This is a genomic window from Microbacterium sp. NPDC056057, assembly GCF_042266945.1.
In the GTDB taxonomy this organism is placed as follows: Bacteria; Actinomycetota; Actinomycetes; order Actinomycetales; family Microbacteriaceae; genus Microbacterium; species Microbacterium trichothecenolyticum_C.
Genome location: NZ_JBHJWS010000001.1, coordinates 820,969 through 834,788, shown reverse-complemented (window position 1 = coordinate 834,788; position 13,820 = coordinate 820,969). Strand labels below are relative to the sequence as shown.

Genomic DNA, 13,820 nt, shown 5'->3' with positions numbered 1-13,820 from the left:
TGACGCCAATGGTGGCGACAATCCCAGATCGCCGCCGATCCCCACTCAATGAGGAGTAGCAAATGCGCAGGATGAGATACGCGGTTGCGACCGTGGCCGCTGCCGCGCTCGTCGCATCGACGACGACGGGTGCCACCGCTGCGACCGAGCCGGAAGAGAACGTCTTCCTCAAGCCCTTCGTGCTGGACGCCTGGGCGCAGTACGCCGCCTCCGACACGCACGCCCTCCTCGAACAGCAGGGCAAGATGGCGACGCCGAACGTCTACCTCGCCGACGTGGCACGCGGCACGGACCAGACCGGGGCCGACCCGGCGGACTACTGGTACGTGCGCAACGGCGTGCCCGACGACGGCGTGACGCTCGCGCCCGAGGCGATCCTCTACGCCAACCTCGAGAACCTGAAGACCGCGGGCAAGATCGACGACGTCAACTTCACGCTCGTGATGAATCTCCCTCACTCCGAGAACGTCAACACGGCCGAGGCGCACGCATGGATGCGGCAGATCCTCGCCGAGGCCGGGCCGTCGGTCCCCGCCGACGTCGACCCCGCCACCGGATGGTGGGACGTGAGCACCTACCAGGGCGGGTCGATCACCGAGAACGCCGCCGGAGCCGTCTCGGCATCGTCGGACACGGGCAAGAGGACGATCACGGTCACGCTCAACGGTCAGCCGTTCACCGTGACGCACTACTGGGGCTGGTACGCCGCGACGCCGAACAGCCCGAAGCAGAAGGTCAGCATCTACGTGCCGCAGAACGTCCGGTCTGACAGCCCGACCTACTTCCGAACGAACAACGGCGGATGGACGTCGAACAACTTCATCTCGACCGTGGTCCCCGGCGGCGTGTACACCACGGGCAACCTCGCGTTCAACACCGTCCAGGGCGGCGGGAACAACAACCCCAACGTCATCGGCGAGGTGCTCGACCAGGGCATGATCATGGTGTCGTACGGCGCCCGCAGCATGAACGACGCTCCGGTCGACGGCGAGTACCAGGGACACTCCCCCGCCACGATGACCGACACCAAGGCGGCGATCCGGTTCGTCAAGTACAACCAGGTCTACGGCAGCCTGCCGGGCGACCCGGAGCGCGTGATCATCACCGGCATGAGCGGTGGCGGCGGGCTCACCACGGCGGTGGCCGCCGGGGGCAACAGCTCGGACTACTACGACTCGCTCGCGCAGATCGGCGCGCTCGGCCTCACGCAGACGAGCGGCGCGTACGCGGATGACCCGGCGGTCGGCGACGACGTCTTCGCGACGTTCTCGAGCGCGCCGATCATCGACTCCTTCCGGGCGGACCACCTCGCGGAGTGGATGTACAACCCCACACGCCAGAAGATCCGGGACGGCGTGTACGCCTCCGAGACCGGGATCACGAGCGGACGCAACAACCCCTCGGCGCTGGCGGAGTGGCAGTACCTGAGCGCCGCGGTGCTCGCGCAGAAGGGCGACGACTACACGTACGAGCTCGGGCTTACGCCTGACCACGTCAAGCGGACCCTCCTCGACATGATGGAGACCTCGCTCGAGCTCACGCTGAACGAGAACAAGTCCTACCGGCCCACGCTGGCCGACGTGGCCGCGGTGGCCACGCCGGAGCAGGCGAAGGCGGCGCTCGACACGTTCCTGCGTCAGCAGGACGCGAACCGCGCAGCGGCCTGGGCCGGGCTCCCGCTCGACTGGTACGCCCTCACCGGGACCGCCGGAGCCTTCGAGGTGACCATCGCCGACGCCGGCTGGGACCGGCTCACCGAGTACCTGTACTGGGTGTCGCAGTGGACCAAGGGCACGCCGATCTCGACCGCGCAGGGCCTGCCGGCCGGGCTCGGCAAGGGCGGGGCGTTCGCCGGCGGCGAGGGCCTGCTGTTCGGGGCCCTCGACGCTCCGTACAGCCACCTCAACCAGGTGTCGTGGGCGATGGATCCGCTGAACTGGCCGCTGTTCGGCGTCACCGCGAGCACGAACCCCAACACGGCCGCGCGACAGGCTGAGAACCGCGAGATCGCGAAGACGCTGTTCGACGTGCTCCCCGGTCCGAGCATCGAGGTCGTGCTCCGGCACGTGGACCAGGCCGAGCGTGACGGCACGCTCACCGGCAAGGCGCTGAGCGAGGTGCGCAAGCACCTGGCGCAGGCAGAGAAGCTCGCCGCCGGCTCCGCCGCGAGCCGGGCTGTCGTGGCGCAGCTCGACAACGCCTCCCGCAAGTCGGGTCTGCCGGCCGACTCGAACGTCGTGAAGGCGATCGCGGCGCTCGCGGCCGCGAGCTGACACCCGGGCGGAGGGGGAGGTCGGGGCGCCGGCCGCCCCCTCCGCCCGGTCCGACAGGGTTCCGGCGCGGGTTAGCATGGCCGCGTCGTCGAGGAGGATGCTGTGGCACGAGGATCGGCCGGAGAGTCGGTGCTTCACCGGCACCTGCGCGTGCTCGAGAGCTTCGATGCGTGGCATCCGTTCCTCACCCTGACGGAGATCGCCGACGCATCGGGCATTCCACCGTCGAGCGCGCACCGCCTCATCGCCGAGCTCGAGCACGAGGGGCTGCTCGAGCGCCTGCCGGATCGCACCTACCGCCTGGGAGTGCGACTGTGGGAGTTCGCGAGCCGCACGCCGGGCGCGGTCGGACTGCGCGAGATCGCCCGGCCGTGGCTGGGCGCGGTCCACGAGCGGGTGCGGCAGCACGCGCAGCTGGGTGTGCTGAGCGGGCGGGACGTGCTCTTCATCGATCGGATGTCGACCCGCGACGCCGTCGTCAACGCGACGCTGATCGGGGGCCGCATCCCGCTGCACGCCTCGTCGAGCGGGCTGGTGTTGCTGGCCTATGCCGATGCGGCGCTCGTCGCCGACGTGATCGCCGGCGGCCTGCGGAGGTACACCGACCACACCATCCGCACCGGCCCCGAGCTCCGCGCGGTGCTGCGCCGGGTGCGGGAGGAGGGCTACGCGGTCACCGAGGGGCACATCCATCCCGAGTCGCGCGGGATCGCCGTGCCCGTCACCGGACCCGGCGGCACCGTGTACGCGGCGATCGGCGTCGTCCTGCCCAACGACGGCGGCCCGACGCACGCCTACGCTGAGCTGCTGCGCCGCGCGGCCGCCGGGATCGCGCGCGACCTCGCCGTCGCGTACCGTCCGGACGTCGATGAGCGGACCCACGGCATCCGTCCGCTCGTGAGCGGCTCGCGGCGCTCGCTCGAATACCTCGAGAGCCTCGACGCCGACCCGCACGAGATGGGCGAGCTCCCCGCCCTCGGCCCCGCACCAGTGCCCTAGGGTCTGCAGCATGACGACGATCGCGGTCCTCGGACTCGGCGAAGCCGGGCGCCGCTACGCGCGCGGCCTCGCGCACGCCGGGGCGGAGGTGCGCGGCTTCGACCCCGCACACGACCTCGGCGACCCCGACGTCCCGCAGTTCGCGACCCTCGCCGACGCCCTCGCGGGGGCCGACGTCGCCCTGAGCCTCGTGACCGGGCATGCCGCAGCATCCGTCGCCCGCGACGCCCTTCCCCACGTGGCCGCGGGTGCCGTCTACGCCGACCTCAACACCGCCGCACCCGAGCTCAAGCAGCGCATCGCGCGGCTCGCCGCCGACCGCGGGCTCGCGATGGCCGACGTCGCGGTGCTGGCGCCCGTGGTGCGCGCGGGCCACCGCACGCCGCTGCTCGCCAGCGGACCCGGGGCCCGCGAGTTCGCTGCCCTGGTCGGTCCGTTCGAGGTGCCGGTCGACGTGGTCGACGGCGACGCCGGCGAGGCGGCCCGCCTGCGGCTGCTGCGGAGCGTGTTCATGAAAGGCCTCGCGGCGCTCGTGCTCGAGGGGCTCGGCGCCTCGCGCGCCGTGGGCGCCGAGGACTGGCTGCGCGCGCAGATGGCGCAGGAGCTCGGGCCCGACGGCGCGGCCCTGATCGACCGCCTCGTCGACGGCTCGACCATCCACGCGGTGCGCCGCGAGCACGAGGTGCGCGCGGCTCTCGCCGCGCTCGAAGTGTCGGGCCAGCCCGCCGACATGACCCGCGCGACCCTCGCCTGGTTCGAGCGGCTCGTCGCCGAGCGCGACCACGACTGAGTCGGCTCACGCGCCGCCATCTGCGGCTTCAGGTGGCGCAACATGCGGAATGCACGCGGCCACCCCGCGTGTCTCGACACCCGAATGGATGCCGCGTCCTCAAGCCCGCGCGAATGCACGGCCGGCCTGCGGCTTCAGGTGGCGCAACTCGCGGAATCGACGCGCGCACCCCGCGTGTTGCGACCCTCGAACGGACGCCGCCGGCCGCGCTACACCGCCGCGGCGGCGGTGCGCCAGCCGCCGTGGTACTCCTGGCGGGCGGTCACCGCGTAGGGCACCGGGCTCACGACGGCGCGCACGGCGAGCTGCTCGTGCGGTTCGACGGTGGTCTTGCGCGAGCCGCCGTCGGGCTCGCCCCACACCACGCGCACCTCGGCGCCGATCGGCACATCGCGGTCGACGGTCGCGAGCGACAGGCCGCGCTTCTCGTTCGCCGTGACGCCCGTGAACAGCGACAGGCCGACGGTGTCGCCGTCGGCGTCGATCACGGCGTCGTAGTTCGACGAGCCGTAGTTCGCATTCGGCAGGTCGAAGAACTGATACCCGGGGCCCTCGCGGTCGATCACGCTCGTGAGGAGCTTGCTCAGGTCCTCGTCGTTCCACGCGAGCGTGACCTTCTTGCGCTGGGTCTCGGGGTCGACCTGCTCCAGGGCCTCACGGCCGATGAAGTCGTGGTCGAACTTCACGAACGAGCCGTAGCCGAGGTCCCACGGGTTGAGGTAGTAATCCTCGATGTCGTCCGACACGAACGAGCCGGCGAGCGCGTTGATGGCCTCGTAGCTGTTCGCCGGCAGCCACTCGCGGTAGCGGCGCTCGATGTCGCCGCCGGTGTAGATCGCGGGCAGCGGCGAGGGGATCCAGCCCGACTCGAGCGTGTTCGACGAGTACGCGCGCGAACCGCACGGCTCGAGGCCGAACTCGCGGCCCGCCTCGAGCACCGCGTCGCGGATCTGCCCGTGCTCGGAGTACGGGCCCCAGATCTCCAGGCCCGGCGCTCCGGCCATCCCGTGGCGGAGCGTGCGCACCTGCTGCCCCGCGATCTCGAGCTCGCCCATGTGGAAGAACCGCACCTGCTCGACCTCGTGGCCGGCGAGCTTCTCGATGATCGGCCAGGCGTTCGGCCCCTGGATCTGGAAGCGGTAGAACTCGCGCGTGACGGCCTCGCCGTACGGACGCGACGGCGAGCGATCGTCGTAGCGGGTCTCGATGTCGTAGCCACCCGTCTCGGCGTGGAACTGCAGCCAGTTCGCCCCGGGTGCGCGGCCGACGTAGACGTACTCGTCCTCCGAGAGGTGGAAGAGGATGCCGTCGCCGATGACGCCGCCGGTCGACGAGGTCGGCACGAACTGCTTCGCCGTGTTCACCGGGAAGTTCGCGAACGAGTTGATGCCGGTGTCGGAGAGCAGCGTGAGCGCATCCGGGCCGGTCATGAAGAAGTTGACCATGTGGTGGGTCTGGTCATAGAGCACCGCGGTCTCGCGCCAGGCCTTCTGCTCGCGCCGCCAGTTCGTGAACTCCGCGGGCACCACCGGGTAGATGTACGTGCCCAGCTGAGAGTTGCGGAGCATGTCGACGACGCTCCCCCGTTCGTCCATCAGCTGCTGCAGATTGCTCGCCATGCCTGTCTCGACTTCCTCGTCCAGTGGTTCGTTCCGGGTGACCTGACCGCGATGCTACGTGGCGGCTATACCTACGTCCAGAGGTATTTGGTCGCCACGATTGTAGACAATTTGTTGACCATTTCGCCACGGGTATGGTTCGCTGGCCCCATGACAGACACCGCCGTCGACACGCTCCTCGTCGTCAGCGCCCACGCCGGCGACTTCGTGTGGCGGGCGGGCGGCGCGATCGCCGCCGCGGCCCTCCGCGGCGAACGCGCGGTGGTCGCGTGCCTGTCGTACGGCGAGCGCGGCGAGTCGGCGAGCCAGTGGCTCGACGGCAGGTCGCTCGACGAGATCAAGCGCATCCGGCGGGGCGAAGCCGAGGCCGCGGCATCCGCTCTCGGTGCCGAGATCGAGTTCCTCGACCTCGGCGACTACCCGCTGGTCGAGTCCCGCGAGGCCGTCTCGCGCCTGGTCGATCTGTACCGGCGGGTGCAGCCCACCGTCGTGCTCACGCACACCCTCCGCGACCCCTACAACGGCGACCACCCGGCAGCGGCGCGCATGGCGCTCGAGGCGCGCGTGCTCGCGCAGGCGATCGGCGTCGCGAACTCCGACGGCAGCTACCCCGGCAAGGACGACATCATCGGCGCCCCGCCGGTGTTCTTCTTCGAGCCGCACCAGCCCGAGCAGTGCGACTTCACCCCCGACGTGCTCCTCGACATCACCGAGGCGTTCGGACGCAAGCGCACCGCGATGGAGTGCCTGCCCGCCCAGAAGCACATGTGGTCGTACTACACGGACCTTGCGGTCCGCCGCGGCGTGCAGCTCAAGCGCAACGCGGGCCCGAACCTCGGCCTTCACCACGAGACCATGGGCGAGGCCTACATGCGGCACTTCCCGCAGGTCACCTCGGTGCTGTCGTGAGCGGGGTGCGTCCGTGATGAAGCCCGTCATCGTCACCGACATCGCGAGGACGGATGCTGCGACCGCCCGCGCGCTCGGATCCCACGGCGTCGCGACGGTGCACGAGGCGATGGGCCGCACGGGACTCGTGGGTCCCGGCATCCGTCCCATCCAGGACGACGTGCGCATCGCCGGGACCGCCGTCACGGTGCTGAGCCACCCCGGCGACAACCTCATGATTCACGCCGCCATCGAGCAGTGCCGCGACGGGGATCTGCTGGTCGTCGCCACGACCTCGCCCTCGAGCGACGGCGCGTTCGGCGATCTCTTCGCCACGGCCCTCAAAGCCCGCGGCGTGCGGGGACTCGTCACCAGCACAGGCGTCCGCGACACCGCAGACCTGCGCGCGATGGGCTTCCCGGTGTGGTCGAGCGCTGTACACGCACAAGGCACCGTGAAGGCGACGCCCGGCTCGGTCAACGTGCCGATCGTCGTCGCCGGTGCGACGGTGCGGCCGGGCGATGTGGTCATCGCCGACGACGACGGTGTGGTCGTCGTGCCGCGCGAGCGCGCCGCCGACGTCCTGTCGGCCGCCGACGCCCGCGTCGCGAAGGAGGCCGCGGACCGCGAAGCCTACGGGTCCGGCGCTGAACTGAGCCTCGACCGCAAGGGTCTGCGCCCCCTCCTCGCCGAGCTCGGCATCGAGTACGTCACGCAGGCCGAGTACGAGGCGCGCGACCATGAGCGCGCCTGACTCCGTGCGCGACGGCGTCCGCTGCATGCTCATGCGCGGCGGCACGTCGAAGGGCGCGTACTTCCTCGCCTCGGACCTCCCGGAGGACGGGCCCGAGCGCGACGACCTGCTGCTGCGCATCATGGGTTCGCCCGACCCCCGCCAGATCGACGGCATCGGCGGCGCGCACCCGCTCACCAGCAAGGTCGCGGTGGTCTCGCGGTCTGCCGCCGAGGGCGTGGACGTCGACTACCTGTTCCTGCAGGTCGGCGTCGACACGGCGACGGTGGCCGACGCGCAGACGTGCGGCAACCTGCTCGCCGGCATCGGGCCGTTCGCCGTGGAACGCGGCCTCGTCGCGGCGACGGGCGCGCGCACGACGGTGCGCATCCGGCTCCTCAACACCGGGGACACCGCGACCGCCGTCTTCGCCACGGCCGAGGGCCGCCCCGACTACGACGGCGATGCCGCCATCGACGGCGTCCCGGGCACGGCATCCGCCATCGACCTCGAAGTCGGGGGCGGCGACGACAAGCCTCTCCTCCCGACCGGCAATCCCGCCGACGACCTGGACGGCGTCACCGCGACCCTCATCGACAACGGCATGCCGGTCGTGCTCCTGCGCGCCGCCGACCTCGGTGTCGACGGCTCCGAGTCGCCTGCGGCCCTCGAGGCCGACGCCGACCTCGCCGCGCGCATCGAGCGCCTCCGGCTCGCCGCCGGTCCGCTCATGGGCCTCGGCGACGTGTCGACGCAGACGGTGCCCAAGGTGATCCTGCTCTCGCCGCCACGGGCGGGCGGCGCGATCTCGACCCGCGCCTTCATCCCGGCGCGCGTGCACACGGCGATCGGCGTGCTGATGGCAGCATCCGTCGCCGCCGCCCTCCGGATCCCCGGCGCGGTGGGGCACGACATCGCCGGCCCCCTCGGCGAGGAGGACGCCGCGATCGAGCACCCGAGCGGCACCTTCCCGTCGCGCGTGCGCGTCACACAGGACGACGCCGGCGCCTGGCGCGCGACCTCCTTCTCGCTGCGCACCGCCCGCAAGCTCTTCGACGGCACGGTCTTTCCGAGGCCGCGCCGGTGATACCCGTCAGAGAGGACGCCCCATGACCGCCGACACGTCGTTCGACGTCGCCCACCTCGCCCACGTCGAGCTGCTGACACCCACCCCCGCCGAGAGCCGCTGGTTCTTCGAGGACCTGCTGGCGATGCGCGTCGTCGCCGAGGACGGCGACTCCGTCTATCTGCGCACGTGGGACGAGTACCAGCTCTATACGATCAAGCTGACGGCATCGGATGCTGCGGGCGTGGGTCGCACGTCGTTCCGGGCCTCGTCCCCGCAGGCGCTCGAGCGGCGCGTCGCGGCGATCGAGGCGGCCGGGCTCGGCGCCGGGTGGACCGATGGCGACGTGGGCTGCGGGCCGACCTACGAGTTCACCGACCCCGACGGTCACGCGATGTCGATCTTCTACGAGGCCGAGCGCTACCAGGCGGGCGACGACGACAGGCCGGCCCTGAAGAACCAGGCCTCCCGCTTTCCCGGCCGGGGCGTCAACGCGCGCCGCCTCGACCACATCAACTACCTCGCGAAGGACGTCGAGGCGAACGGCGCCTTCCTGCGCGACGCCCTCGGTATGCGCGAGTCCGAGCGCATCCGGCTCGACACCGGCAAGTTCGCCGCGTGGTGGTTCCACTTCTCGCTCAAGTCGTACGACGTCGTCTACTCCGACGACTGGACCAAGCACGGCAACCGTCTGCACCACATCGCGTTCGCCCCCGACACGCGGGAAGACATCCTCAAAGCCGCCGACATCTTCCTCGAGAACGGCATCCACATCGAGTCGGGGCCCCACAAGCACGCGATCAACCAGACGTTCTTCCTCTACGTCTGGGAGCCCGGCGGCAACCGCATCGAGTTCGCGAACGCGGGCGCCCGTCTGCTGCTGGACCCCGACCAGCCCGTCGTGGAGTGGACCGAGGCCGAGCGCCGCAAGGGCCAGGCGTGGGGCATGAAGACTATCGAGACCTTCCACACCCACGGCACTCCGGTGGTCGACGCCCCCACCCACTGACCCGGGGCCGCACGCGACCGGCCGGACCTTCGCCGGACCCGAGGTCGCTTGATTCCGCGAGAGTACAGCTGGTCGCCGAGAGGTGGGGAAGCAACCCGCATCTCGTCCACCAGCTGTACTCTCGCGGGGATCGCGAGGTGGCCGGGGCGAACGGCCCGGGGCCGGGCCTGGTCAGCGCCAGACGTCGGCGGCGATGTCGACGACCTCGCGCACCTTGGCCCATTGCTCGTCCTCAGTGAGGACGTTGCCCTCCTCGGTCGAGGCGAAGCCGCACTGCGGGCTCAGGGCCAGCTGCTCGAGGGGGGCGAACGCCGCAGCCTCGTCGATGCGGTGCTTCACAGCATCCACGTTCTCCAGCTCGCCGCTCTTCGAGGTGATCAGCCCGAGCACGACCGTCTTGTCGCCCTCCGGCAGGAACCGCAGTGGCTCGAAGCCGCCGGCGCGCTCGCTGTCGTACTCGAGGAAGTAGCCGTCGTACGCGGTGTTGCCGAGCAGCTGCTCGGCGACCGGCTCGTACCCGCCCGACGAGATCCACGTCGAACGGAAGTTGCCGCGGCACACGTGCGTGGTGATCGTGAGGTCGTCGGGCTTGCCGTCGAGGATGCGGTTCAGGATGCCGGAGTAGCGCTCGGCGATGCCGTCGGTCTCGATGCCGCGCTCGCGCGCCTTCTCGAGCTCGACCTCGGAGCAGAGGTACGCCCACGCGGTGTCGTCGAACTGCAGGTAGCGGGCACCGGCGTCGTAGAACGCGGCGACGGCGTCACCGTACGCCTGCACGAGGTCGTCGACGATGTCGTCGCGGCCGTCATAGCCCGAGCCCTCGAGGTGCCCCGGCTCGAGGCGGAAGTCGAGCACGGTGGGTGCCGGAATGCTGAACTTCGGCACCGCGCCGGTGGTGCGCTCGAGCAGGCTCTTGAGCGAGCGGAAGTGGTCGAGGAACGGGTGGGTGTCGCTGAAGCCGATCTTGCCCGAGATCTCGATGCCGCGCGGCTTGGTCTGCACGCCCTGGAACTGGATGCCGTGGTCGAGCTCGACGATCTCGACGCCGTCGAGCAGGCCGAAGAAGTCGAAGTGCCACCACGAGCGGCGGAACTCGCCGTCCGTCGCCAGCTTCAGGCCGGCATCGGCCTCGCGCACGACGAGCTCGGCGATCGCGGTCTCCTCCGCGACGCGCAGCGCATCGGCATCGATCTGGCCGGAGGCGAACCGGCGGCGGGCCTCGGCGAGCTCAGCGGGACGGAGGAAGCTGCCGACGATGTCGGCGCGGAACGGCGGTGTTGACACCCTGCGAGGCTAGCCGATCCCTCCCGGCATAGGGAAACGTCCCGTCACACGGGGTCGCCCGCATCCTGGTTCGTTCGTCACATATGTACGCCACCACCCCGATTTCACGTGCATGTGTGACGAACGAACCGATGGAGCGGGGGTCGGGCGCGGGTCAGAACACGTACTCCATGAGGTCGGTCCCGAGGATGCGGAACGCCTCGTGCGCGCGCAGGCGGTGCGAGATCGACAGGTCGTCGAAGCACACGATGAGGGCGTATGACACTCCGGCGCGGGGGCCCGCCAGCACGCCCGCCTCGACACGGATGCCCGCATCCCGGCCGGTCTTGTTGATGAAGAGCAGCCCGTGCTCGTCGTTCTCGTGCGAGAAGGGGTCGAGCCCGGTGGCGGATGCGACGAGCGACAGGTCGTGGTTGAGGCTCAGCCACTCCGCCACCTGGGCGCTCACGCTCGGCGAGACGACCTGCGAGTTCACCAGCGCCGCGAACACCTCGGCGAGCTCGCGCGCGGAGCCGAGGGCGAAGTGCGGTGCGTCGTCTGGTCCGCGCTCGTCGCGGAACCGGTCGAGCAGCGCCGAGCGGGCGAGCCCGAGATCCTCGATGCGGGCGCGCACGGCGGGGATGCCCACGCGCTTCAGCAGGGCATTGGCCGCCAGCGCGTCGCCGGTCGATGCGGTCAGCACCGCGAGGTCAACGAGCGGCAGTGCGGGCGCCTTGAGGTGCTGCCACACTCCGCCGACGCCGACCGGCTCGATGTGCGCGCGGTCGATGATCTCGAGCGGCTCGAGGCGCCCCGACTCGAATGCGGCGGCGACCTCGATGAGCAGCGGCACGACGCCGAGCCCGGCGACGGGCAGCGTCACGAAGTCGTCGCCCGACAGGACGGACGTCCCGCGGTCGAGGTCGGTGATGCGCACCGAGATCTTGGCCCCGGATGCGGCGAGATCGTCGAGCGCCTTCAGCGTCGACGTGAACGAACGACGACCGGCCGCTGCCCTCTTCGGCAGCCGCCGACCGGTGCTCCGTCGCGCCCCCCGCAGCGACTCGGCATCCTTTCTGGGCTCCATGCCCACGGAGTTTCCCTCCCCTTGACGTTGTTGCGGGGTGATCGGGCCGCACGCGGCCCGGCCGTCACCAGATGGTGACGCGCTGATCCTCGTCGAGCCAGAGAGCATCCGACTCGGTCACACCGAACGCATCGTAGAACGCGTCGATGTTGCGCACGATCTGGTTGCACCGGAACTCGTTGGGCGAGTGCGGGTCGATCGTGAGCAGACGGATGGTCTCAGCATCCCGTCCCTTCTGCTGCCAGACCTGTCCCCAGCTGAGCAGCAGTCGCTGGATGCCCGTGAAGCCGTCGAGCTCGGGCGCGCCCGTGCCGTCGAGCGACAGGGCATACGCCTTGATCGCGATGCCGAGACCGCCCAGGTCGCCGATGTTCTCGCCGATGGTGAGCGCGCCGTTGACGTGGTTGTCGTCGGCGAGCCCCTGCGGCACGAGGGCGTCGTACTGGGCGATGAGGTTCTTGGTGCGCTCCTCGAAGGCGGCGCGGTCGTCGTCGGTCCACCAGTCGCGCAGCGACCCGTCGCCGTCGAAGCGGCTGCCCTGGTCGTCGAAGCCGTGGCCGATCTCGTGGCCGATGACCGCGCCGATGCCGCCGTAGTTGGCGGCGGCGTCGCGCTCGACGTCGAAGAACGGGTACTGCAGGATCGCCGCCGGGAACACGATCTCGTTCATCAGCGGGTTGTAGTACGCGTTGACGGTCTGCGGCGTCATGAACCACTCGTCGCGGTCGATCGGCTGGCCGACCTTGGCGAGCTGGCGGTCGTGCTCCCACACGTGGGCGCGGCGGACGTTGCCGATCAGGTCGTCGCTCGCGATCTCGAGGGTGGAGTAGTCCTTCCACTTCACCGGGTACCCGATCTTCGGGGTGAACGCGTCGAGCTTCGCGAGCGCGCGCTCACGGGTCTCGGGGCTCATCCACTCGAGCTCGGCGATCGACTGACGGTAGGCCTCGATGAGGTTGGCCACCAGCTCGTCCATCGCTTCCTTGGCGGCGGGCGGGAAGTGGCGCTCGACGTAGACGCGGCCGATGGCCTCGCCCAGGGCGGCCTCGGTGAGGCTGACGCCGCGCTTCCAGCGCTCGCGGTTGACCGGGACGCCCGTCAGCTGCGTGCCGTAGAACCCGAAGTTCTCGGCGACGAACTCCTCCGACAGGAACGGGGCGCCGGAGTGCACGACAGCGAAGCGCAGCCACGCTTTCCAGTCCTCGAGACGGTCCTCGACGAGCAGCGCCCCGAGGCCCTCGAAGAAGCTCGGCTGGTAGACGTTGATCTCGGCGAACGCGTCGGCGTGGTCGGGGGCCGCGCCCTCGCGCCACGGCGTCAGGTCGACACCGACGAGCTCCTGGACCTCGTCCCACGTCTTGAGGTTGTACGTCTTGACCGCGTCGCGGCTCGAGACGTTGTCCCAGTGGTGGGTGGCGAGTTCCGTCTCGATCGCGACGATGCGATCTGCGGCTGCCTCGGCCTCGGCCACGCCCGCGAGCTCGAGGATGCGCTGCACGTGCGTCCGGAACGCGATGCGCGTCTCCTGGAAGTTGTCGAGGCGGTAGTAGCTCTCGTCCGGCAGCGACAGGCCGCCCTGGATGAAGAACGGGACGTAGCGCTCGGGGTTGCCCGGATCCGGCTCGAAGTAGAGGTGGATCAGCGCGGCGATGCCGTCGCGCTCGAACTCGCCGATCGTGCGCAGGAAACCGGGGATGTCTTCGATCGCCTCGACGCGGGCCAGCGAGTCCGCGAGAGGCGCGGCACCCTGCGCCTCGATGCGCTCGGTGTCCATGAAGCTCGTGTAGAGGTCGCCGATCTTGCGCGCCTCGGTGCCCGGCTCGGCCTGCTGCGACTCCTCGATGATCGCGTGCACGTCCTTCTCGGCCTGCTCCGCGATGAGGTGGAACGAGCCCCACCGCGCCTTGTCCTCCGGGATCTCGGTCCGGTCGAGCCAGCTGCCGTTGACGTGGCGGAACAGATCGTCCTGGGGGCGGATCTCGGCGCTGAGTTCCTCGAGCGCGAGACCGGAGCGGGGGGCATCGGTCATGCGTTCCAGGGTAGTCGCCCGAAGCCTGGACAACTCTCGGGAGGGGCCGGATCGCCGCTCGTGA

General features: G+C 70.4%; 11 protein-coding genes. 7 read left to right on the top strand and 4 right to left on the bottom strand.

Annotated features, from left to right (window positions below; translation table 11 throughout):
• The first annotated feature begins 62 nt into the window (after positions 1-62).
• The 3 genes from ACFC1K_RS03545 to ACFC1K_RS03535 all read left to right on the top strand — a co-directional run bounded on the left by ACFC1K_RS03545 (position 63) and on the right by ACFC1K_RS03535 (position 4,062).
• Positions 63-2,273 carry a hypothetical protein gene (locus tag ACFC1K_RS03545; RefSeq protein WP_375870455.1) on the top strand — a complete coding sequence of 737 codons (2,211 nt, stop codon included), beginning with the start codon at positions 63-65 and terminating at the stop codon, positions 2,271-2,273.
• A 102-nt stretch (positions 2,274-2,375) separates the two neighbouring features.
• Positions 2,376-3,272: an IclR family transcriptional regulator gene (locus ACFC1K_RS03540; RefSeq protein ID WP_310286447.1), complete on the top strand. Its 897-nt coding sequence runs from the start codon at positions 2,376-2,378 to the stop codon at positions 3,270-3,272.
• A 10-nt stretch (positions 3,273-3,282) separates the two neighbouring features.
• Positions 3,283-4,062, top strand: coding sequence for a DUF1932 domain-containing protein (locus ACFC1K_RS03535; protein ID WP_375870454.1), 780 nt, complete (start codon positions 3,283-3,285; stop codon positions 4,060-4,062).
• 209 nt (positions 4,063-4,271) lie between these two features.
• On the opposite strand, the gene ACFC1K_RS03530 is transcribed toward ACFC1K_RS03535, so the two are convergent.
• Positions 4,272-5,681 (bottom strand): aminomethyl transferase family protein, encoded by a 1,410-nt coding sequence (locus tag ACFC1K_RS03530; protein WP_375870453.1) that lies wholly within the window; start codon positions 5,679-5,681, stop codon positions 4,272-4,274.
• Positions 5,682-5,831: 150 nt separating this feature from the next.
• On the opposite strand from ACFC1K_RS03530, the gene ACFC1K_RS03525 reads away from it, so the two are divergent.
• From ACFC1K_RS03525 to ACFC1K_RS03510, 4 genes are read left to right on the top strand one after another with little or no spacing between them, the layout of a single operon-like run.
• On the top strand, positions 5,832-6,590 hold the full coding sequence (locus tag ACFC1K_RS03525; RefSeq protein WP_375870452.1) for a PIG-L deacetylase family protein: 759 nt from the start codon (positions 5,832-5,834) through the stop codon (positions 6,588-6,590).
• 16 nt (positions 6,591-6,606) lie between these two features.
• Entirely contained in the window at positions 6,607-7,323 is a 717-nt protein-coding gene (locus ACFC1K_RS03520) for a 4-carboxy-4-hydroxy-2-oxoadipate aldolase/oxaloacetate decarboxylase (protein WP_375870451.1), read from the top strand.
• Complete coding sequence (locus ACFC1K_RS03515) at positions 7,310-8,389, top strand: 4-oxalomesaconate tautomerase (protein WP_375870450.1); 1,080 nt, start codon at positions 7,310-7,312, stop codon at positions 8,387-8,389. The genes ACFC1K_RS03520 and ACFC1K_RS03515 overlap by 14 nt, the downstream gene beginning before the upstream one ends.
• 22 nt (positions 8,390-8,411) lie before the next feature.
• The gene (locus ACFC1K_RS03510; RefSeq protein ID WP_375870449.1) at positions 8,412-9,377 is read left to right on the top strand and encodes a VOC family protein; all 966 of its coding nucleotides are present in this window, start codon (positions 8,412-8,414) and stop codon (positions 9,375-9,377) included.
• Positions 9,378-9,548: 171 nt separating this feature from the next.
• On the opposite strand, the gene ACFC1K_RS03505 is transcribed toward ACFC1K_RS03510, so the two are convergent.
• The 3 genes from ACFC1K_RS03505 to ACFC1K_RS03495 all read right to left on the bottom strand — a co-directional run bounded on the left by ACFC1K_RS03505 (position 9,549) and on the right by ACFC1K_RS03495 (position 13,756).
• Positions 9,549-10,661, bottom strand: coding sequence for a 5-methyltetrahydropteroyltriglutamate--homocysteine S-methyltransferase (locus ACFC1K_RS03505; RefSeq protein WP_375870448.1), 1,113 nt, complete (start codon positions 10,659-10,661; stop codon positions 9,549-9,551).
• A 154-nt stretch (positions 10,662-10,815) separates the two neighbouring features.
• Positions 10,816-11,727, bottom strand: coding sequence for a serine hydrolase (locus ACFC1K_RS03500; protein WP_375870447.1), 912 nt, complete (start codon positions 11,725-11,727; stop codon positions 10,816-10,818).
• A gap of 64 nt (positions 11,728-11,791) precedes the next feature.
• On the bottom strand, positions 11,792-13,756 hold the full coding sequence (locus ACFC1K_RS03495; protein WP_375870446.1) for a M13 family metallopeptidase: 1,965 nt from the start codon (positions 13,754-13,756) through the stop codon (positions 11,792-11,794).
• Between the last annotated feature and the right edge of the window lie 64 nt (positions 13,757-13,820).